18 protein-coding genes are annotated in these 21,617 nt (G+C 59.0%); 11 read left to right on the top strand and 7 right to left on the bottom strand.

What is annotated here, in order from left to right; all coding sequences use genetic code 11:
* The first annotated feature begins 8 nt into the window (after window positions 1-8).
* From fdhF to ACR0DS_RS13720, 3 genes are all read left to right on the top strand, one after another.
* Window positions 9-2,792 (top strand): formate dehydrogenase subunit alpha, encoded by a 2,784-nt coding sequence (gene fdhF / locus ACR0DS_RS13730; RefSeq protein ID WP_480559743.1) that lies wholly within the window; start codon window positions 9-11, stop codon window positions 2,790-2,792.
* 111 nt (window positions 2,793-2,903) lie between these two features.
* On the top strand, window positions 2,904-3,692 hold the full coding sequence (locus ACR0DS_RS13725; RefSeq protein WP_480559741.1) for a cyclase family protein: 789 nt from the start codon (window positions 2,904-2,906) through the stop codon (window positions 3,690-3,692).
* 10 nt (window positions 3,693-3,702) lie between these two features.
* Window positions 3,703-4,224: a thioesterase family protein gene (locus ACR0DS_RS13720; protein ID WP_480559739.1), complete on the top strand. Its 522-nt coding sequence runs from the start codon at window positions 3,703-3,705 to the stop codon at window positions 4,222-4,224.
* Window positions 4,225-4,246: 22 nt separating this feature from the next.
* Here ACR0DS_RS13720 and ACR0DS_RS13715 read toward each other — a convergent pair whose 3' ends face one another.
* Window positions 4,247-8,293: a translocation/assembly module TamB domain-containing protein gene (locus tag ACR0DS_RS13715; protein WP_480559737.1), complete on the bottom strand. Its 4,047-nt coding sequence runs from the start codon at window positions 8,291-8,293 to the stop codon at window positions 4,247-4,249.
* 38 nt (window positions 8,294-8,331) lie between these two features.
* Window positions 8,332-10,137, bottom strand: coding sequence for an autotransporter assembly complex protein TamA (locus tag ACR0DS_RS13710; RefSeq protein ID WP_480483998.1), 1,806 nt, complete (start codon window positions 10,135-10,137; stop codon window positions 8,332-8,334).
* Window positions 10,138-10,466: 329 nt separating this feature from the next.
* Here ACR0DS_RS13710 and ACR0DS_RS13705 point away from each other — a divergent pair, with 329 nt between their 5' ends.
* Window positions 10,467-11,402, top strand: coding sequence for a LysR family transcriptional regulator (locus ACR0DS_RS13705; RefSeq protein WP_209598213.1), 936 nt, complete (start codon window positions 10,467-10,469; stop codon window positions 11,400-11,402).
* Window positions 11,403-11,438: 36 nt separating this feature from the next.
* Here ACR0DS_RS13705 and ACR0DS_RS13700 read toward each other — a convergent pair whose 3' ends face one another.
* From ACR0DS_RS13700 to ACR0DS_RS13690, 3 genes are all read right to left on the bottom strand, one after another.
* Window positions 11,439-12,425, bottom strand: a complete 987-nt coding sequence (locus tag ACR0DS_RS13700) for a type I glyceraldehyde-3-phosphate dehydrogenase (protein ID WP_480488227.1) — start codon at window positions 12,423-12,425, stop codon at window positions 11,439-11,441.
* 53 nt (window positions 12,426-12,478) lie between these two features.
* Window positions 12,479-12,802 carry a hypothetical protein gene (locus ACR0DS_RS13695; protein WP_480483996.1) on the bottom strand — a complete coding sequence of 108 codons (324 nt, stop codon included), beginning with the start codon at window positions 12,800-12,802 and terminating at the stop codon, window positions 12,479-12,481.
* Window positions 12,803-12,913: 111 nt separating this feature from the next.
* Entirely contained in the window at window positions 12,914-13,747 is an 834-nt protein-coding gene (locus ACR0DS_RS13690) for a bifunctional allantoicase/(S)-ureidoglycine aminohydrolase (protein WP_267366556.1), read from the bottom strand.
* A 224-nt stretch (window positions 13,748-13,971) separates the two neighbouring features.
* Here ACR0DS_RS13690 and ACR0DS_RS13685 point away from each other — a divergent pair, with 224 nt between their 5' ends.
* Window positions 13,972-14,280, top strand: a complete 309-nt coding sequence (locus ACR0DS_RS13685) for a hypothetical protein (protein WP_480488225.1) — start codon at window positions 13,972-13,974, stop codon at window positions 14,278-14,280.
* Between the two features lie 15 nt (window positions 14,281-14,295).
* On the opposite strand, the gene ACR0DS_RS13680 is transcribed toward ACR0DS_RS13685, so the two are convergent.
* Complete coding sequence (locus ACR0DS_RS13680; RefSeq protein WP_480488223.1) at window positions 14,296-15,231, bottom strand: 2-hydroxyacid dehydrogenase; 936 nt, start codon at window positions 15,229-15,231, stop codon at window positions 14,296-14,298.
* Window positions 15,232-15,462: 231 nt separating this feature from the next.
* Between ACR0DS_RS13680 and ACR0DS_RS13675 the strand changes: the two genes are divergently transcribed.
* The 3 genes from ACR0DS_RS13675 to ACR0DS_RS13665 are packed head-to-tail and all read left to right on the top strand — an operon-like array spanning window position 15,463 to window position 17,884.
* Window positions 15,463-16,266, top strand: coding sequence for a thioesterase family protein (locus tag ACR0DS_RS13675; protein ID WP_480559735.1), 804 nt, complete (start codon window positions 15,463-15,465; stop codon window positions 16,264-16,266).
* A 44-nt stretch (window positions 16,267-16,310) separates the two neighbouring features.
* Window positions 16,311-16,985, top strand: coding sequence for a DUF1007 family protein (locus tag ACR0DS_RS13670; RefSeq protein ID WP_348540396.1), 675 nt, complete (start codon window positions 16,311-16,313; stop codon window positions 16,983-16,985).
* The gene (locus ACR0DS_RS13665) at window positions 16,970-17,884 is read left to right on the top strand and encodes a nickel/cobalt transporter (protein ID WP_480559732.1); all 915 of its coding nucleotides are present in this window, start codon (window positions 16,970-16,972) and stop codon (window positions 17,882-17,884) included. The genes ACR0DS_RS13670 and ACR0DS_RS13665 overlap by 16 nt, the downstream gene beginning before the upstream one ends.
* 1 nt (window position 17,885) lies before the next feature.
* Here the strand turns inward: ACR0DS_RS13665 and truA are convergent, their stop codons facing one another.
* Window positions 17,886-18,653 (bottom strand): tRNA pseudouridine(38-40) synthase TruA, encoded by a 768-nt coding sequence (gene truA, locus ACR0DS_RS13660; RefSeq protein ID WP_480559730.1) that lies wholly within the window; start codon window positions 18,651-18,653, stop codon window positions 17,886-17,888.
* A gap of 107 nt (window positions 18,654-18,760) precedes the next feature.
* On the opposite strand from truA, the gene ACR0DS_RS13655 reads away from it, so the two are divergent.
* The 3 genes from ACR0DS_RS13655 to ACR0DS_RS13645 are packed head-to-tail and all read left to right on the top strand — an operon-like array spanning window position 18,761 to window position 21,610.
* The gene (locus ACR0DS_RS13655; RefSeq protein WP_480559728.1) at window positions 18,761-20,176 is read left to right on the top strand and encodes a YcjX family GTP-binding protein; all 1,416 of its coding nucleotides are present in this window, start codon (window positions 18,761-18,763) and stop codon (window positions 20,174-20,176) included.
* On the top strand, window positions 20,173-20,628 hold the full coding sequence (locus ACR0DS_RS13650) for an N-acetyltransferase family protein (protein WP_480559726.1): 456 nt from the start codon (window positions 20,173-20,175) through the stop codon (window positions 20,626-20,628). Before ACR0DS_RS13655 ends, ACR0DS_RS13650 begins: the two co-directional genes overlap by 4 nt.
* Window positions 20,621-21,610, top strand: a complete 990-nt coding sequence (locus ACR0DS_RS13645) for a YcjF family protein (protein ID WP_480559724.1) — start codon at window positions 20,621-20,623, stop codon at window positions 21,608-21,610. Before ACR0DS_RS13650 ends, ACR0DS_RS13645 begins: the two co-directional genes overlap by 8 nt.
* The last annotated feature ends 7 nt before the right edge of the window (window positions 21,611-21,617 follow it).

The raw sequence follows: 21,617 nt of genomic DNA, 5'->3' as shown, positions 1-21,617 counted from the left end.
ACAGAGCCATGCTTGACGCAAGCCCAACCAAGACCGTCACCTTCAACCTGAACGGCGATGACGTCACTGTGCCCGAGGGCACCACGATCTGGGAAGCAGCCAATGGCCGGGGCCTGGTGATCCCGCACCTGTGCCACAAGCCTGCGCCGGGATACCGCCCCGATGGCAACTGCCGCGCCTGCATGGTCGAGGTGGAGGGCGAGCGCACGCTGGTCGCCTCATGCATCCGCCCGGCGGCTGACGGGATGGTGGTCAAGACCGATACCGACCGCGCCGAGAAATCGCGCGCCATGGTGATGGAATTGCTCGTGGCCGACCAGCCCGAGCAGCCGCATGACGTATCCAGCCATTTCTGGGATATGGCCAAGCTGAACGATGTCAGCGACAGCCGATTTCCTGCGAAAGAGGCCGAGAAAATCCCGCTTCTGGATGACAGCCACGTCGCGATGCGTGTCAATCTGGATGCGTGTATCAACTGCAATCTTTGTGTTCGGGCCTGCCGTGAAGTGCAGGTGAATGACGTGATTGGCATGGCCGGTCGTGGTCATACCGCGCAGGTGGTGTTCGACCAGAATGACCCGATGGGTACCTCCTCCTGTGTTGCTTGCGGTGAATGTGTTCAGGCCTGCCCCACCGGTGCGCTGATGCCTGCCACCGTGCTGGACGATCAGCAGCAGGGGGACAGCAAGGATTACGATAGCGAAACCGAAAGCGTTTGCCCCTTCTGCGGTGTGGGCTGCAAGGTGTCGCTGAAGGTCAAGGACGGCAAGGTGAAGTATGTCGAGGGCATCAACGGCCCCGCAAACGAAGGTCGTTTGTGTGTCAAAGGTCGCTTTGGCTTTGACTACATCCACCACCCGCACCGCCTGACCAAACCTTTGATCCGGCGCGAGGATGCGCCTGCCAAGGGGCTGAACGTTGATCCGGGTAACCTGTCGACCCATTTCCGCGAGGCGACCTGGGAAGAGGCGATGGACTTGGCCGCGACCAAGCTGATGGCCCTGCGTGCCGAAGACCCACGTTCGGTTGCGGGCTTTGGTTCGGCCAAGTGCACCAACGAAGAGGCGTACCTGTTCCAGAAGTTCATCCGTCAGGGCTTCAAGCACAACAACGTCGATCACTGCACGCGTCTGTGCCACGCTTCATCCGTTGCGGCGCTGATCGAGAATGTGGGTTCGGGCGCGGTGACGGCGACCTTTAACGAGATCGAAAACGCCGATGTGGCGATCATCATCGGTTCGAACCCAATCGAGAACCACCCTGTCGCGGCGACCTATTTCAAGCAGTTCGCCAAGCGTGGCGGCAAACTGATCGTTATGGACCCCCGCGGCGTTGGTATGCGCAAGTTCGCGGATGAAATGCTGCAGTTCCGGCCGGGGGCCGATGTCTCGATGCTGAACGCGATCATGAACGTGATCGTCGAGGAAGAGCTGTATGACAGCCAGTACATCCATCGCTGGACCGAGAACTGGGAGGCCGAGAAAGAGCACCTGCGCGCCTTTACGCCCGAAGCGATGGCACCGATCTGTGGTATTGAACCAGATCAGCTGCGCCGGGTCGCCCGCACCTTTGCGCAGGCCAAAGCGGGCCTGATCTTCTGGGGCATGGGCGTCAGCCAGCACATCCACGGCACCGACAACTCGCGCTGCCTGATCTCGCTGGCCCTTATGACCGGCAATGTCGGCAAACCGGGCGCGGGTCTGCACCCGCTGCGGGGGCAAAACAACGTGCAGGGTGCATCAGACGCCGGGCTGATCCCGATGTTCCTGCCAGACTATCAGTCGGTGACAGACGACCGCGTTCGCGCCAGATTCAATGATGTATGGCATTCGGATGACTTCTCGAACGAGAAAGGTCTGACCGTTACTGAGATCATCGATCAGGCATATGCGGGCAACATCAAGGGCATGTATATTCAGGGTGAAAACCCTGCCATGTCCGACCCGGATGTGAACCACGCCCGCGCGGCGCTGGCCAAACTGGATCTGATGATCGTACAGGACATCTTTCTGACCGAGACGGCGAACTACGCTGACATCATCCTGCCTGCCTCGGCGCTCTATGAAAAGAACGGCACTGTGTCGAACACCAACCGCCAGGTACAGCGTGTACGGCCTGCCGTTACCCCCCCGGGTGAAGCGCGCGAAGATTGGAAGATCACAGTCGAGCTGGCACAGCGCATCGGGTTGAACTGGGACTACACCGATGTGTCGCAGGTCTTTGCCGAGATGAAACTGACCATGGCGTCGCTTGACAACATCACGTGGGAGCGTCTGGAGAACGAGACGATTACCTACCCGTCGCTCAGCGAAACCGACCCGGGTCAGGCCATCGTGTTCGGGGATGGTTTCCCCCGCTCGGGCGGTAAGGCGAAGTTCACCCCCGCCAGCGTCATTCCGCCGGATGAGGCCCCGGACGAGGAATACCCGATGATCGCCACCACTGGCCGTCAGCTGGAACATTGGCACACTGGCTCAATGACCCGCCGGTCCAACGTTCTTGACGCGGTGGAGCCCGAGGCAAACTGTTCGATGAATCCACGTACGCTCAAGCTGATGGGCATCGAGCCGGGCGACATGATCCGCCTGACCACACGCCGTGGTTCGATTGAGATCATGGTCCGCGCGGACCGGGCGATTGCCGAGGATATGGTGTTCATCCCGTTTGCCTATGTTGAGGCGGCGGCGAACATCCTGACAAACTCAGCCATCGACCCTTATGGCAAAATCCCCGAGTTCAAATTCTCGGCCATTCGCGTCGAGAAGATCGAAGGCGCAGTTGCGGCTGAGTAAACCCAATACATATCAAGCAAAGAAGGCGGCCAGACGGGTCGCCTTTTTCTTTTCTTGACAGGCGCTTGCGCTCAACCAACCCTGTCCGGGAATATGGTGGAGGAGTTGCTAATGGCCCGTCGTTTCGTCGATCTGTCCGTTCCGTTGGAAACCGGGATCGTGTCTGACCCGCCAATCATGTTGCCGCAAATCGAATATCTGACCCATGATCAGACGGCAGAACAGGTCATATCTTTCTTTCCGGGTCTGGAACGGCAAGACCTGCCGAACGGTGAAGGGTGGGCCATCGAACGGTTGCAGATCGCGACCCACAACGGCACGCATCTGGATGCGCCGTATCACCATCATTCCACGATGAACAAAGGTGAACGGGCGATAACCATCGACGAAGTGCCGTTGGAATGGTGCATGAACCCTGGCGTCAAGCTGGACTTTCGACACTTCGAGGACGGGTATGTCGTTACCGCGGCAGATGTCGAAGCCGAATTGAAGCGCATCGGCCACGAACTCTGCCCGCTGGATATCGTCGTGGTCAACACTGCTGCAGGGACACGTTATGGCGCGCCGGATTATCTGGCCAAAGGATGTGGAATGGGGCGCGAGGCGACGCTTTTTCTGACTGAACGTGGCGTGCGTGTCACCGGCACCGACGCCTGGAGCTGGGATGCCCCGTTTCCGCTCACCGCTCAGGAATACGCTGAGACCCGAGATCCATCTATTATCTGGGAAGGACACCGCGCGTCGATGGATATCGGGTATTGCCACTTGGAAAAGCTGACCAATCTGGAAAATTTGCCGCCCACCGGGTTCGAGATTTCCTGTTTCCCCTTCAAGATAAAAGGGGCCTCTGCGGGATTTGTCCGGGCCGTGGCAATACTTGACGATGAAGACGCACAGTAAAGGGGGCCAAATGCAGCCGACTTCGACACCTCCTGGCGGGCATGATGGCCCGTATGCCGCGCCTGTGGAAATTCGCGGCTTTGAAGTACGGCCCGAATGGATCGACTATAACGGCCATATGAATGTCGGGTTTTACGGTGTCGCCTTTGACATGGCGTTGGAAAAGCTGATGGTTGACCATCTCGGGTTGGGCGAGGTGCAGGTCAAGGCGTTGGGGCAGGGGCCTTACATCCTGCAGTCTCATCTGCATTTCGTGCAGGAGGTCAAAGACAGTTCATCGTTTTATTTCAGGTTCCGTATGCTGGATGCTGACAGCAAGAGAGGACATTATTTCGCCGAGATGCTTTTGGCAGAAACTGACGAGATTTGTGCGACGCAAGAGGCGCTTTTTATGAATGTCAGCCACAGCACCGGGCGATCCACACCCTACCCGGATTGGGCAGCGGCGCGTCTTGCGCAAATGGTGGAGGATCACAAGTCTCTGGAACCGGCTTCGCAGATCGGCCAACCGATAGGAATTCGCCGGAAATAGTTTGCTGGGGTCGGACGCGATCCTAATAGTCCTTTGAAAAGAACACTCCGATGCCCGTTTCGCCACGACCGTCAACCGTGCCCTTGACCGAGAAATTGTCGGTTACATCAAGGTTCAGGTTCACCTCGGTATTGCCTTCGGTATTGACAGTGAAGTCGGTGTAGAGGTTTTCACCCAAATAGGCCCCGGCACCCAGTCGGCCCGCGCCACCCTCTGACGCACCAACATCAATCGTATCAACACCGGTAGAGTCGCGTAATCCCTTGGTCGCGTCCCCGCCAGCACCGCTGAGTTGCGCCAGCGATGCGGCCATCTGCGCAATCAGGAACGGTGAGATTTCCGAGAACCTGTTCCCAAAGAGCAGCATCGCCAGCGCCTCTTCAGCCGGACGCTCGGGATCGGAAAACACGTTAACCTCGGGTGAATCCAGTGGCCCTGCGATTTCGATGGTCGCGGTGCCGTCCGAGGTGCTGGCAGAGGATTCAAACTCGATATAAGGCGTCAAGTCACCTTGTAGGGTCACGATGCCTTTGGTCAGGGCCAGCCTGCGGCCCAGAATATCGAAATTACCGCGGATCAATTCAACCTGACCTGATGGGACCACCGAGGTCGTGGTGCCACCAATGGAAATCCGGCCACCCAATTCGGCATTTACACCGCGCCCCCGTACGAACACGGCTTTGGGCGCCAGCAAGTTGATGTCTAGCGCTATTCTGGATGTGCGTTGGCCCTTGTCTTCGGTAGCCACCAGACCTGCGCGCTCGCGCGTGATGAAACTGGCACCGCTTTCGTTGACATGCTGTATCTCGGGGATTGGTGCGGCACCTACAGCCCCCGAAGCCGCAGCGAGGTTGATATTGGTCTCACCAAAGGTGATCTGCCCGGCCAGCGAACTGTTCCCGGCTAAGGCGCCGGTCATGGCAATCTGGCCATTCAAAGTCGTCTCATACAAAAGCCGATCGGTCAGGACGAGGTTGTCGATTGTTGTCGTGATCTGCGCGTTGAACGGGGGTGTTAGATCGACAGGTCCATTGACGGTAAAGCCACCACCAGCCCGCACACCGCCGTTCAGTTTGATGGTTGCACGGCTTTGCGCCAGATCCACCTGTCCGTTGATCCCGGTGATGGTCTGACCCGCGCCGGGAAGTGCTAGGGATGTTCCCGAGGTGGTAATCGATCCGCTTAGGGACGCCAGATCAGCCGGGCCTTTGAGGGCCAGATCAAAACGCGCGGATCCTTCAATTTTTCTGGGTGTAATAAAGGCATTCGCAATCCCCAGGTTTACGCCACCCTGCGCAGAAATATCAGCATTGCTGCTGGTTTCATCAAATGTTCCTGCAACCGTGCTGACGATGTCCGCGGGACCTTGTGCCTTGGCGTCGATGGTCCAAACGCCACTGTCCCGCTTTGCATTGCCCGCAGCGGTAAGGGTGCCGGGAAACTCTGGCACAAACCTTTCGATGCGGTTGAACTTGGCATCAAAGTCCAGATCGGCGGATCCATTTGTGTCCACCGTACCGGCCACTTTGGCATAAGAACTCTCTGGCCCAAGCAAGTGAGCGGTTCCTTCGAGCCCGGACTGTGTCGGAGCGACGTTGCCGTCCAGTTTCAGAGGCCCAGAGAGTGATTTTGACAGCCGCCCCAGATCATCCAGTGCTGCGGAAAAGGTCACTCCGCCCGCATCGCGATCCAGTTTGCCGGATGCATCCGCAGAAAGGGCGGTGCCGATCAGTTGGAATGTGCGAATGTTCAGACCGGCCTCGTCATTCACCGCATCCACGGTCAGGTTCGTTCGCCCCGGGATCAGGGTGTCAACCGCGTTGATGCCGGACTTGATGTCATCGGCAGCCAAGTTGCCTTTGACGTCAAATACCCTGCTGCCAACCGTACCTTTGCCAGCGACGTCCGCTATGACCGAGCCTGCAATATCTCGCCCGGCAAGGCCTGAAAAAGGTGACAGGTCCGGGATGTTCAGACTAACCTTTCCGTCCACGGCCAGTGCATCCGTCGGATCGTCAATTGTTGCAGTGGCGCTTGCCACAAGGGCTGAGCCTTTGATCACCGCGTCGCGGATTTCAATCTGCTTCTGGCTCAGCGCGCCATCGAATGTGATCTCGGTCCGACCGACCAGCAGCGGGTCAATCTCGGGCAGGCCCGTTTTGATATCCCGGCTCATCACGCTGGCGGTGCCATCAAATTCGAGCGTCTGAACAGTGCCTTTGCCGTCCAGTTTCGCCTGTACCGCACCGCCAAGCTCACGTTTGGCGAGGCCCGAGAACACGGAAAGATCACGCGCGTTGACTGTTGCTTGCCCGTCAATCGTCACGTTGCCATCAGGGGTGGTAACCCTGCCGTCAGCCTGCGCGCGCAGAGTGTCGCCGATCAGCGTAAAATCACGGATTGTTACGCCATCCGCTCCGCGTTTGGCGTCCAGCGCGATTGTTGTGTTGCCCCTTATCACCGGGTCAATGTCGTCGCGCCCTGTGGAAAGATCGCGCCCTTCGACCTCAAGCTTGCCATCGAAACTGCCTTCAAGCGGCGAACCCTGGCCGGTGAGCCGGGCAGAGGCCTGACCGCCCAGTTCCAGCTGCGCCAGGCCCGAAAACCGCGACAGATCGGTCGCCTGCAACGTCGCAGCACCATTGACGGCCAAACCACTGGACAAGCCGCTGATCTCGGCGTCAACGCCCAGTTCGTAGTCCGAGCCGACCATCTCGACCCCGGACAGGTTCAGGGTCTGATCCCTGCCATACTGGAACGTACCGTCCAGCGTAATGCGGTCGCCAACGGCGGTGTTCAGGGCATCGTCAGCCAGGTCGATACCATCCAAAGCTGCCTGCAAATCACCGTCGATCCGCAAAACGTCACCCTGTTCCAAGGTCCCTTGCGCCGTAATCTGCGCGCGTTGCAGGTTCAGGGTGTCGGATTTTATGGCGTTTGCGGTCAGGCTCAGATCCCAGAGATTGCCGTTTTTCTCATCAAACAACGCAGAGACCTGAGCAGCCTCTATCGATGTGTCGCCACCTGATAACGGAAGGACGACGCTTTGCCCCTCTGGCGGCGTAATGCGCCCTTGCAGGGCCGCCAGTTGCAGCCGACCGCCCGGCGCCAGTTGCAGCGCCCCTTTCAGGTTCAGTGCCTGAGAACTGAGTTCCAGATCACTGATATCCAATGCTCCTTCAGGCAGGGTACGCCCATCCACGATCAACTGCGTTTTGGGGCCGAAAAACGTATCCATATTCTCGGCGACAAAGGGCGTCAGGTCACCGCCCAGATCTGCGGTAAAGGCGATGCCCTCCTCCGCGCTAGCCGCGGCTGTTGGGGCAGAACGCAAACGAACCTGCCCGGTCACTCGTGGCTGCCCATCACTGCTCAGGCCGATATCGGCCGTAAAATCCGTCACCGGCCCGGACCCTTTCGCGGACAATCCGATCGGAGGGCTGTCCGGCATTTTTAGCGCGGTCGAGATCAGACCCCCCGCAGCTTCGGTGACCTGAAGGTCAAGATCGATCTGGCTGTCAGTGTTCCTAAAACCCGCAGCCAAAGAGATTTCATCACCGGCCCGATCCAGTCGGGTGATGTCCAGTTTGGTGTCCAGCGTGCCGTCGGCCAGCGACAGGTTGCCATTGACGGCCAGTTCCGCCGCAACGCCGATCAAAGGTTTGCCCAATGCCAGCTCGCCAAAACGGATTTCGCCGATTTCGATGGCCACAGGCAGTTCAGGCAGTTGAAAAGCCTGGGTCTCGGCAGAAGGGGACGGCGTGTCCTTGGTCGTGGTGCCCGGCGCACGGGCCACGTCGATTTCCTGTGCGGTCAGCGCGTTGACCGAAAACCGCCCGCGGATCAGCGCCAACCGGTTCCAATCCAGTTCCGCTCCCCGAATGGTCAGCCAGACCCCTTCATCATCGGCCACCGTGATCTCGGCAATGGTGGCGCGTGAACTCAGCGCGCCTTGCAGGCCTTTGACGGTGACATTCTGATCGTCGCCCGACAGCGTGTCCTGTAGGAACCGCTCGATCATGCTGCCGCCTTCGTCCTCCTGCGCGGGGCCGGCCACTGGCACAAGCATCAGCGTGCCAATCAGCAGAGGGTATGAAAGGTGCCGTCTCAAAACGCTTGCCCGATCCCGATATAGAATTGCAAACCGTCTCCGGTGGGGCCGCTTACCGGGAAGGCCAGGTCAAACCGCAGGGGTCCGAAGCCGCCCAAATCATATCTTACGCCGATACCGGCACCTGCATGATCTTCCGCGCCACTTCCAATAAAGGAAGAGGTATCGACGACACCGTAGTCGTAAAACCCAACCAGCGACAGAGAATCTGTCACCTTGCCCCGGATCTCGCCGGAAAGTCCAAGAAAGGACTTGCCGCCTGCGACACCGGTCCCGACAGGGATGCCAAGGCTTTCATAGGGTTGCCCGCGCACGGTTCCCGCACCACCGGAAAAAAACAGAAAGTCGGGTGTGACACCATCTGCTGGTGGACCAATGATTGATCCAATTTGCGCCCGCCCCGCCAGCACTATCCTTCCACCCGTGCCAAGGCTGGTATAGGCCCGACCGTCGAAGAACATGCGAATGCCAGTGTCTGTGCCAGAAAAACCGACAAACGGCATTATCTGAGAATCCAGATAGAAACCGCGTGTGGCACTAACTTTGCTGTCTCGCTCATCCCATTCCGAGCGGAAGGGCAGGATAAAGTATCTGAACTTGCGGCCACTTCCATAGGCGTCGTCAGCATCTGACCACTGTAACCCAGCCGAGGCTTCGGCATAGAGCGTGTCCGAGAATGTGCGGCGCGCACCATATGCCACAGACGCAACCGAGACATTGTAGTTTTCGGTGTTGCGGCGCTCCAGCAACGCGTTCCAGAAAGTATTGTCGTCCGGACCCAGACGATCGGGCTGATCCAGGCGCAATCCGATCCGTCCATCAAGATCTTCGGAACCACCGATATTTCGTATCGCGGCCTCGAACCGCAGGCGTTCCGCGCGTTTGAACATGTTTCGATGTGTCCAGGTCGCGGTCACGTCGAGGCCGTCGCGCGAGGCCAGCTCGAGCCCAAAGGTCAGCTGACGCTTTGGCAAGTCTTCGAATGTGGCGTCGAAATCCAGTGTGCCGTCGGGGTTTGCTGTCTCATGTTCCTGCAATGACACGACGTTGAACGTGCCGGTGCGGCGTAAACGTGTTCCAACCTTCTGGATTTTTTCTGGTGAGTAAACTTCTCCGCTTGGGAAACCGGCGATTTTTTCGATGGACCGGTGGCGCACATCCGTGTCGCCCTTGATGAACATTCTGCCAAACGTCAACCTGCGCCCCGGGTCCAGATCAATCTGCGCATCCAGACGGGCCTGCGCGTGGCGGGCGATGATGGTCTGATCCTCAATTTTCGCTTTCGCATGGCCCGCATTCCGCCACCCCTGCACACCGTCCGAGCCTGCTTTTTGAATGGCTCCGGTCGTTGCCAACTTGCCGGGGGCGAAACCTTCGGGCAGAACGGTGCCAGACGCCAGGGGCTGAACAATGGCCGTGCCGAATTTGAAGCTTGGTCCGGTTTCAACGGTAATTGCGGCCCTGTTGATCTGTGTTGGCACAGTCAAAGAGCTCAACTCAGCGGCTTCCTGCCCGTCAAGCTTGATGCTGACAACCGGGCTGAAATACCCTTCATCATACAAGATCTGTACAAGCGTGCGGTAATCCGACAAGGCGGCAGACAGGATCTCAAGTGGCGTATCCAAGCCCCGCTCTTTCGCTGTTGTAACCGATGATGTCTTTTTCAGGCGTTCAACCAGTTCCTTCGAAGCGCCCGGCGCCGTCAGAGAGGTTTCCAGCGCCATCAGAGCAGTCGGGGTCAGTGAAATGACAATGGCACTCAGCCAGAACTTCAAACGGCCTTGCGGCGTGCGCCCTTGCATGAATTGCCCCAATTGTCCCAGTTCCAAATCTCAGCTACCGTGTCACGGACGGTCTTATAGTGTCAGGTTAGAACATCTGAATGCTATTGGGAAAAGGGATAAACGCGGGATCGGGTAATTTTGGTCAAATTGTCCCGGTTTGTGCCGACACATCGTATTGCGCATCTAGATTGGCAGACTGGAATTGCCGCGTTGCAGGCGATAGTCAACCGTATGCAACAAATGTCCGGGCTGGCCTTTGGTCTTGGCCAGTGCAATTCACTAGGCAAACGGGCGGTTCTTCGGTATTCCCAGTATATTGCCAACGGGTATCAAAAAAAACCGAAAAAATGTCCTATCTCGACAACATCCGAACCTTTGTCAGGGTTTACGATCTGGGCAGCATGTCTGCGGCCGGGCGGGATCTTAGGATTTCGCCAGCGGTGACATCGGCGCGAATATCGCAGCTTGAGGACCATCTGGGTGTACGTCTGTTCCAGCGCACCACACGCAACCTGTCCCCGACAGAGCAGGGAAAGGCATTCTATCCCGGTGCGGTGGCGGTTCTGGATGCGGTGGACGAGGCCGAGGCTCAGGTCACACATCTGACCGAGGCACCGCGCGGGTCGTTGTTCGTGGCGTCTCCACTGGGGGTGGGGAGGCGATTGCTGGCTCCACATGTGCCCGAGTTTCTTGCGGAATACCCCGAGATTGATGTCCGGTTGCGCCTGACGGATCGCTCGGTTGATCTGACGACGGAAGGTCTGGATCTGGCGTTTTTCATTGGCCAGCCCGAGGACAGCACGTTGCGTATTCGCAAGATTGCCGACTGCCAGCGTGTACTGTGCACTGCGCCAGACTATGTGGCGCGGCGCGGTATGCCTAAGACCGGGGCTGACCTGATTGCCGACAAGCATGAATGCCTGAATCTGCGCTTTCCGGGTGCGACCGAGTTTCAGTGGATGCTGGTCACACCCGATGGCCCGAAACGATTTGCCGTGTCCGGGCGGTTCGAATGTGATGATGGGGATGTTCTGACGGATTGGGCGTTGTCCGGTCAAGGCATTGCAATGAAGCCGGTTTTCGAGGTGGCCGAGCATCTGAAATCCGGCCGCCTCGTGCCGGTTGCAACGGAAACTCCGCCTGTTTCAGTTCAGATGGCCTGCCTATACACGCATCGGCGCCATCAGGATCCAAAGGCACGCCTGTTCATGGATTTCATGATTGAACGGATCAGTAAGGTGGTTCGCGTTACAGAATACCCTGTCGCGGGGCCTAAACCATAGTTGCCGACCCGACGCTGTGTACGAAGGTTAGTCCGGTCACGACGCGGCCATCAGACGGGCCACGTCCAGCATGCGAGCCGAAAAGCCCCATTCATTGTCGTACCAGCCGAAAACGCGCACCTGATTTTCTCCGACCATGCGGGTTTCCGGCCCGGCAATGACCAGCGAATCCGGGCGCGCCCGCAAATCGGAAGAGACCAGCGGCATATCCGTCCAACCCAAAACCGGTGACGCGACAACAGCCTGACGCAAAGCACGATCGAAATCCTCGGCCCGCATACCGCGTTCCAGCGTGACCACGAGGTCGACCGCCGAAACGCTGGCTGTCGGGACGCGAACTGCGGCACCCGAGATGCGCCCGGCCAGATGTGGAAGGACCACGTCGATCAGGTGTGTGGCGCTGGACGTTGTCGGAACCATGGACAGCGCACCGGCCCGCGACCGGGCAAGGTCGCCGCGCGGGGCGTCAACCATGGGTTGGCTGTTGGTATAGCAATGGATGGTTGTCATATGGCCCGACAAAATACCGCCAATGTGGTCCAGCACTTTGACCAGCGGTGCCAGCCCATTCGTTGTGCAGGAGGCGTTCGATACGATCCGGGCGCTGCCCAACTGATCCTCGTTCGCCCCCAGAACGACGGTTAAGTCGGCCGCAGGCGAAGGACCCGAGATCAGGACCTTGCTGGCGCCCGCAGACAATCCGCGACGCGCCACGTCGGATGCGCGCGCGACCCCGGTACAATCCAGCATCACGTCTACGCCGGATAAATCAACGCGTGTCAGATCGGCACTGTGCGTCATAGGAACAGAGCGTCCGTCTACGATCAGCGCGGCATCGCCCTGTGACACATCGCCGGGATAGGGGCCGAAGGTGCTGTCGTATTTGAACAGGTAAGCACAGGTCTCCAGCGGCGCGATGTCATTGATCAGCACCAGCTCGATATCCGACCCTTCGGGCAGGGCCAGAACCTGCCGCAGGATCGTGCGGCCAATGCGGCCGAATCCGTTTATCGCGAGTTTCATGCGCAAGCTATGGCAGGGCGTCGGGTCGATCTCAATGCCTGATCAGCAACAGCTTACTTGCACCTGACCTGAGAAAAGAACTGACCCGATATATTCTGGTACATGCTGTTGAAGATCACCTTGCAGCCCGTCGCTTGTTGAATGGCAGTAATAGCTTGCGTCGTGCGAAGGCGTGGGGGCGGGCCGAACGGGTTCAGGTTGTTGTTGTCGCGTGTGGCGCGATAAATGACCGGTTCGTCTGCGACCTGTGTCACAGCCCAGTTGCGGCTCATGACGAAGACGGATTTGGTCTCTTCCCCCGCAATGGCGGGTGCGGTGTGCAGGATTGCAGAGGTAGAGAGTGTGGCAACGGCTATCAGGGCAAGGCGCAGTTTCATGGACAAATCTCCAATGCTCAAAACAAGAAGTTACCTGGATTTCAGCAAATTCCGACCCTTGTGTGAAGCCCCGGGGCAAAAGATCACTGCGATTCCCAGCCAGCCCAGCGTTTAGCGGCGCGACAGGGACAGGGGCATATGCCGGTTGACGTCCTTGTAAAGCAGATACCTGAACCGGCCCGGCCCCCCTGCGTAACAGGCTTGCGGGCAAAAGGCGCGCAGCCACATGTAATCTCCGGCCTCAACTTCGACCCAGTCCTGATTGAGGCGATAAACCGCTTTCCCTTCCAGAACATAAAGCCCGTGTTCCATCACATGGGTTTCGGCGAAGGGAATGACCCCGCCTGGTTCGAAATTGACGATGTTCACATGCATGTCATGGCGCAGGTCCTGCGGGTCTGCGAACCGCGTGGTGGACCATCGGCCTTCGGTGCCCGGCATTTCGACAGGCGTCACATCGCGTTCGTTGGTGATGATCGGGTCTGGCGCGGACAACCCGGGAACGGACTCATAGGCTTTGCGGACCCAGTGGAACCGGGCTGCCGTCTGGCCAGTGTTCCGCAATGTCCAGTCGCTGCCGGCGGGGATATAGGCGTATCCGCCTGTCTCCAACACATGGTTTTCCGAGTTCAGCGTCAAAGTGACTGTTCCTTCGACGACAAAAAGCACTGCCTGTGCTTGCGCGTCTGTCTCTGGCTGATCGCTGCCGCCGCCGGGCTGCACTTCCATGATGTATTGCGAGAACGTTTCGGCAAATCCGCTGAGCGGGCGTGAAAGAACCCACAGGCGTGTTCCTTCCCAGAACGGCAGATAGCTGGTGACGATGTCGCGCATCGTACCTTTGGGAATGACCGCATACGCGTCTGTGAACATGGCGCGGTCGGTCAGCAACTGGTTCTGGCCGGGGTGGCCGCCGGTCGGGGCGAAGTAGGTCGGATGGGTCATTTGTGTGCCTCGGGATCGTTTGAATGGCACTATGGGGACAAAGGCGCGGCGCTATTAGGTCCTGACACGCGATAGGTTTGTTCGGGATATTTTGAAGGTCGGCACCCCGGGGCTTGGCCCTGCTGAAACAGAGGTATATCCTTGGTCGTAAATGATTTCAGTTCTGTGAGGCCACAATGAAAGCCCAGTTTTTACCCGTCATTGCCGCGTGTGGCGCCCTATTGATGACCGGTTCCGCCGGCGCCAAGTCACTCTCCCGAATCATAGCTGAGATGGGGCTGTCCCCGGCAGACTTTGAAGTGGTCAGTGAAACCTCGAATGCCCTTTTGAACAATGGCACGCCCTCCGTAGGGCAGGAACGGTCCTGGCAAAACGACGAGACCGGCTCAAAAGGAACGATCCGGGTGCAAAACGTTCAGGGCAACTGCGTCGGCCTTCAGCATGTCATCCAGCCGGAAGGCAGCGATCAAAGCCGCGAGATCAGAACCCGCCGGTGCAATGACGGTAACGGAAACTGGATCCTGACGCCCTGATCTCTGACTTGGTTATCAGTACCCCAGATCGCGACTGACTTCGTGCAACAGGGGATCGCCGGACCTGAGCCTATGGTAGTTCTCAGCCACATCCGACAGTGCGTCCCCCAGATACCAGCCCGAGACATGCGGTGTGATCGTCACAGAAGGGTGCCGCCACAAGGGACTGTCTTTTGGCAGCGGTTCCTGTGACGTGACGTCCAACACGGCATGGCCCGGTGAGCCGTTATCCAGCGCCGCGATCAGCGCCGCCTCGTCAATCAGGTTTCCGCGTCCGGCGTTCAGCAACTGACTGCCCGGCTTCATCGCGGCCAGCGTCTGTGCGTCAAACAAACCCGCGGTTTGCGGCGTCGAAGGAAGGATGGCACAGACGTGATCACATTGCCCCAATAGCCGAGGCAGCGCGTCTTGCCCATGCAGGCAGGTGACACCATCGATGGACTTTGGTGAGCGGCTCCAGCCCATGACCTGAAACCCGACGGCATGTAACATGCGGGCAGTGCGGGCACCTATATGGCCCAGACCCAGAACGCCCACAACCGTATCAGGTGTGAAGATAGGTGCGCGCGGCAACCATTCGGCGCGGCTCTGGGATGCCTCGTGAAAAACCATATGGCGCTGAGCGCGCAGAATATAGGCCAGAAACCATTCGGCAATGCCCTGCGCAGGCGCGTCTGGCTTCAATCGCGCTACACGGATATGCGGAGGCAGGTCCGGATGGCCAACTATGGTCTCAACCCCGGCCCCCAGCTTCTGAACCAGTTTCAGGTTGGGCAACTTCGCCGGGTGATTGCTTTGCATGCTGACCACTGCAAGCATCGTAATGTCGTTGGGGTCGCCCAGCGTTCCGGGTGTGCGGATGTCTGCACCGGGCGCTAAGGCTTGTAGTGAGGTGGCGATTTCCTCATCCCCAATCCAGTCCGACAACCCGGTTTCAATCAACAACGCCATATGCGACCCCACTTGGATGTGATGTGGTGACGTCCCGTCACAGCGGTGGACAGGATCAGGTCTGTTAAGCCATCCTCGTGCCTAAAAGTACAGCCCGGTTTCAAAACCCGAAAAAAACAGTTTCGTGAAGATACCACTCACCTCGCGCAAGGGAAACCACGTTACTTCGCAACCGGTTACCGGTATGAGTGAGCCGAGGCACACAACGCAGCGAATGACCAGAGGGGACTGATGGCAGGGCTCGACTTCACGGATCAGACCTATTTTCATCAGCGCGAGGATGGGGCGTTTGTCGGACATGATCCTGCACGCGGTCCGTGGTCTGCCGATCATTGCCACGCAGGGCCGGTAAGCGGGTTGATAGTGCGGGCGGCGGAAACCGAGGTTGGCCCTGAAAAGATGCTGACCCGCCTGACAGTTGACTTGTTGCGCCCTCTGCCCTTGGCCGGGTTGCGGGTTGCCGCAGAAACCACGCGCCATACCAAGACGCTGGCGACCACACGGGTCACGGTGCACGACCTGGATGACACACTCTGCGCCACGGCCACCACCATGCATCTGGCGCGACGCGATCTGGGCGCGGTGGCAAACGTCGAAACCAGTGCGCCACAGTTGGAAGACGCAGTAGAAGGTCCTTTTCCAATCGGCGAGATTCGTCACGATTTGAAGGGGTTTGCCCACTACAGTGACATCCTTTATCCCAAAGACGGCAAACAGGGGGCCGGACCCAAAACGGTCTGGATGCGCACCCCAAAGCTGTTGAGCGGCGAAGATCAGTCGCCCATTCAGGCACTGTGCCCGTTGGCGGATTGCGGCAATGGTATCTCGTGGAATGCTCCGACGTCGGAGATGGGGTTCATGAACACCGATCTGACCGTGAATATCCACCGCGAACCGGTTTCAGATTGGCTGGCGTCCAGTTCGGTTTCACATTGGCAACCTACGGGCATCGGCATGTCTCAGTCGGTGCTTTTTGATACGCAGGGTCCTGTAGGGACCGCCCTGCAAACACTGGTGCTGTTCCCGCCAGTCTGAAGGTCGGCCAGTTTCCGCATGCGTGTGTAAAGGCCGTTGTCACCGTGTCCCGTCAGACCTATCTTGCGCATATGCGCTGGCTCTTCACCTTCATGACCTGTTGCCTGCCGATCCCGGCACTATCCCACCCGCATGTCTTTATCGACACCGGGCTGGAATTCATCGTGGATGAGGCCGGTCACCTGACCCATATCCGGGTGACGTGGGCATATGACGAATTCTACTCTCTGCTTGTTCTGGAAGACATGAATCTGGATCAGGATGCTGACGGCATTCTGACGGAAAACGAAGAAAAACGTCTGAGCGGGTTCGATATGCAATGGGTCGAGGGGTACAACGGCGACCTCGTGCTCACCAAAGACGGCGCACTGGTGGCTCTGTCCGGTCCAATGGAGCCCAGTGCGACAACGGAAGACGGGCGGATTGTAACCACCCATTTGCGGGTGGTCGAAGGCGACGCAATACTTGCCACAGGGCTTTCCGCCAAGGCATTTGATGAGTCCTTCTATACGGCCTATGAGATAACGCGCCCTGTAACTGTGACAGGCCCAGCTTTATGCCAGATGGATCGTAACGAACCCGACATAGATGGGCAGCTTGCACAGATGCAGGCGTTTCTGTTGACACTGGACGCGGATTACGACCTTGAGGAAAACGATATTCCCTTGGTTGGTGAGAGCTTTGCGACTGAGATCCTTGTTTCATGTCCCGTTTCCTGATTGTTCCGGTCGCTCTGGCCTTTGGTTTGCTGCTTTGGTTCTGGGGCAGCGGTGGGTTTGACAGTCTGGCAGGTTGGGCTGCCGGAGAGCAGCGGGACTTTCAGAACCAGATCGCACGGTCCCTGCGTGCCGCGCGCGCGGAACAGCCTCAGGCGGTGGCCACGCTTCTGACCGTCTGTTTCGCCTACGGGTTCTTTCATGCTGTGGGTCCGGGCCACGGGAAGGTTTTGATAGGGGGCTACGGTTTGGGTCGGCGTGTCGCCTTCTGGCGGTTGTCGGCGATCAGTGTATTGTCCAGCCTTGGTCAGGCGGTGACGGCGGTTGTGCTGGTCTACGCGGGGGTGCTGGTCTTTCAGATGTCCCGCGAGAGCCTTGTTGGGACGACCGAACAGGTGATGGCTCCGATCAGCTACGGGGCCATTGCGTTGATTGGGCTTTGGCTGGTTGTACGGGCTGTGCGCAATTTCGCACGACAGCAAAAAAAGCATGTCTCTAACGATCACACCCATCAGCACCATCATGATGAGGGAGCCTGTGCGGAGTGCGGTCATCGTCATGGTCCAACCGCGGACGAGGTCGCAAATGTGGGCACGTTGCGCGAAGCCCTGATCCTGATCGCAGGCATAGCAGCGCGGCCTTGTACCGGTGCCTTGTTTGTACTGATCCTGACGTGGCAAATGGGCATCGCCATGGTGGGGATCGCGGGTGCTTTCGCCATGGCGCTTGGCACGGCGACTGTGACTACGCTGGTCGGGTGGACGTCTTTTGGTCTGCGCGGCGGGCTACTAGCTTCGGCGTCGGCCACGCGCTTTGCGTCGGTTCTGGCACCCTCCATCGAACTGGTGGCGGGACTTGTCATTGCGGTGATTGCAGGCGGGTTGCTTCTGCGCGCGGTTTAGATCAGTCGAACACCGGGTCCGGATATCCGACCCGCGCCAGATACAGCCCGTGCGGCGGACATACCGGCCCGCAGGCAGCGCGGTCGGCGGCTTCCAAAGCCTCACGCACGTCTTCCGGGGTCCATGCTCCGGCCCCGACGCGTTCCAGAGTGCCAACGAAACTACGCACCTGATTGTGCAGGAACGACCGGGCGCGCACGTGGAAATGAACCTCGGGGCCGGAAAAGCCTGCGACCCGTTCAACACGCAGTTCATCAAGGGTTTTGACCGGGCTGGCCGCCTGACAGATCGACGACCTGAACGTGGTGAAATCATGCCGGCCCAGCAGCATGTTTGCCCCTTCCTGCATGGCGTCGGCATCCAGCTGGTGGCTAATCTGCCAGACCTGTCCCCGGTCGTGGGTTGCGGGTGCCCGGCGCATCAGGATGCGGAACAGATAGTGCCGTTCAACCGCTGAAAACCGCGCGTGCCAATCCTCGGCCACTGGGGCGGCCTTAACGATAGCCACTGGGTGAGGCTTGAGGTGATAGTTCAGCGCCTCAGACAGGCGGAACGGGTCCCATTCCTTTGCCATGTCGCAGTGGGCAACCTGCCCCAGGGCGTGAACACCGGCGTCCGTGCGCCCCGCTGCGGCAATTGTGTGGTCGCCCGGCTGAATACGGGACAGGGCCTGTTCGATGGCGCCTTGTACAGATGGTTGATCCTTTTGCCGCTGCCATCCGGCAAACGGTTCCCCCTGGTATTCAACTTTCAACGCATATCTGGGCATGTGCCGCTGGTACAGCGCAGCGCAGGATCGGGCAAGGGGGCGAAAGCGCTGGTATGTGCCGCGACCGCTACCTATCTTGGGTAAAAGGAAAATTGCGGGGCGGCGGATTGGTCATCTCTTCACTGGCAGACAGTCTTGCGCGTGGCGTCGAAAGTATCGGCGACAGCGTGTCCGAGACATTTTTCGAGCCGGTCATCCGTTTGGGTGTCACCGGGCTGGCGCGATCCGGTAAAACAGTATTCATCACTTCGTTGGTTGCCAATCTGCTGGATCGGGGCCGTATGACCGGGCTGGTTGCACAGCAGGAGGGGCGAATCAATGCCGCCTTTCTGCAACCCCAACCGGATGACACTGTGCCCCGGTTCGATTATGAATCGCACCTGTCCGCCCTGACGGGACAGACACCGCATTGGCCAGACAGCACGCGTGCGGTGTCAGAATTGCGCTTGTCCTTCAAAGCCCGTCCTGCCGGGCTGCTTGCCGGGTTGCAGGGGCCGCGCACGGTCCATCTGGATATTGTCGACTACCCCGGTGAATGGCTGCTGGACCTGGCCTTGCTGGATAAGTCTTACGCAGACTGGTCTCAGGAAACACTGGCACGGATTAAGACCCGCGCCGAGGCTGCCGCGTATCTGGCGCTGGTCCAAGATACAGACCCGTCGGCAGGGCACGATGAACCTGCCGCACAAGCTTTGGCCGCGTCGTTCACCGCCTACCTCAACGCAGCGCGCGATGCCGGGTTTTACGACTGTACCCCCGGACGTTTCCTGTTGCCGGGTGATCTGGCGGGATCTCCGGTTCTGACCTTTGCACCGTTGGCAATCACTGGCCCGTCGCGGCGCAGGACCCTTCAGCGCGAGATGGAACGGCGGTTCGAAGCTTATAAATCTCAGGTCGTCAAACCATTCTTTCGGGATCACTTCTCGCGGATTGACCGGCAGGTGGTTCTGGTTGACGCGCTGGGCGCAATTCACAAGGGTCCTCAGGCCGTTGAAGATACGCGCCGCGCGATGGCGGATATCCTGTCGGCTTTTCGTCCGGGCCGGAACGCATGGCTGAGCCAGCTTTTGCTGGGTAAAAAGGTCGAACGCATCCTGTTTGCTGCGACAAAAGCGGACCACCTGCACCACACGCAGCATCCCCGCCTGACCGCAATTATCGAGGCTTTGACGCGCGAGGCACGCGATCGTGCGAATTTCGCTGGGGCCCGGACTGCGGCCCTGTCTCTGGCCTCGTTACGTGCAACGACCGAAGAGATACGCAGCCATGACGGAATCGACCTGCCATGCGTGCGTGGTACTTTGTTAGGCAGCGGTAAACAGGCCGCTTTTTATCCCGGAGAATTGCCCGAGGATCCGGCGCATCTGTTGGGTCCGGCGCGAAAAGGGGCGGAGAGTTGGTTGAACGAAGACTATGGGTTCATGGCCTTTGCCCCGGCAAAACTAACCTTGAAACCTGGTGACGGCCCCCCGCATATTCGACTGGATCGTGCGGCGCAGTTCCTGATCGGAGACAGATTGTGATCGCGACACTGCGCCCCGCACGCACCACGGATGCCGGTACAATCGGTATGATCTTGCACGGCTTCGCTTTGGAAAACGACTGGATGCCCAAATTGCACAGCTATGCTGAAACCATCGCCTTTTGCGGCCGGATGATTGATCAGGACTGGGTCACTGTGGCCGAGGCCGAGACAGGCGTGGTCGGGTTTCTGGCGCTGAATGGGGGTGAAATCCATTCACTTTATCTGGATGCGCAAGCTCGGGGGCAGGGGATCGGTCAGCAATTGCTGGATCACGCGAAATCATGCCAGCGGCGGCTGGGCTTGTACGCGTTTCAGAATAATTCCCGTGCCTGTCGGTTCTATGAGCGAAACGGCTTTGCCGAAGTGGCACGCAGCGATGGGGCGGAGAACGACGAAAAGCTACCGGACATTAGGTTTGTCTGGCACAGAAAGGATGCGACAAATGGCTAAAGGTCCGGTTCTGATCGATCTTGACGATGATGAACCCGCTGCTGATGTCGCGCAGGCTGTACCGGTGCCGGATATTGTGCCGCCTCAGGGACAGGCGATGCAAAGCGCGGCCCGGCTGGCGGCCCGCAAACCTTCGGCCCTTGCGCGCTGGTTCTGGGGGCTTGCGCTTTCGGTGGTCGGGGCCGCCATATCGGTGGCCGCCTGGGATTTTGCAACCTCTCTGGTGGCGCGGACGCCTGTATTGGGTTGGATCGTTGCCGGACTGTTGGCTGCATTGGTTCTGGTGGTTGTGATCATCGCGCTGCGCGAACTCGCGGCTTTGGGGCGGTTGTCCCGTGTTGATGGGATGCGCCGTGCAGCGGATATTGCATTGGCTGATGAAGACCTGGCTCAGGCGCGTGCTGTCACACATCGCATCATTGCATTCTACAAAGGGCGCGAGGATACCCGCTGGGGTCGCGAGCGGTTGTCCGAGCGTATGGGGGAACAGTTCGATGCCGAGGCGCTGTTAAACCTTGCCGAGGATGAATTGTTGGCCCCGCTCGACGCCGCTGCCAGCCGTGAGGTTGAGGCCGCAGCACGGCAGGTTGCCACCGTGACCGCTCTGGTCCCGCTGGCACTGGCGGATGTTGTAACGGCACTAGCCGCGTCCCTGCGGATGATCCGCCGCGTCGCGGAAATCTACGGGGGGCGGGCTGGCACACTGGGAAGCTGGCGTCTGACCCGTGCCGTCTTTGTGCATCTGGTCGCAACTGGGGCGGTGGCCGTTGGTGACGATCTGCTGGAACCTGTTCTGGGCGGATCCGTTCTCAGCAAATTGTCCCGACGGTTCGGAGAAGGTCTGGTCAACGGTGCGCTCAGCGCCCGAGTGGGCGTGGCCGCGATGGAGGTCTGCCGCCCCTTACCATTCTCAAAACGCCACAAACCTTCCACGCGAGGCATCATTAAACGCGCCTTGCAGGGTCTGTTCTCCAAGGGTTGATCCAGAG

The organism is Ruegeria sp. AF5 (assembly GCF_056541905.1).
This window is presented reverse-complemented; position numbering and strand designations above follow the sequence as displayed.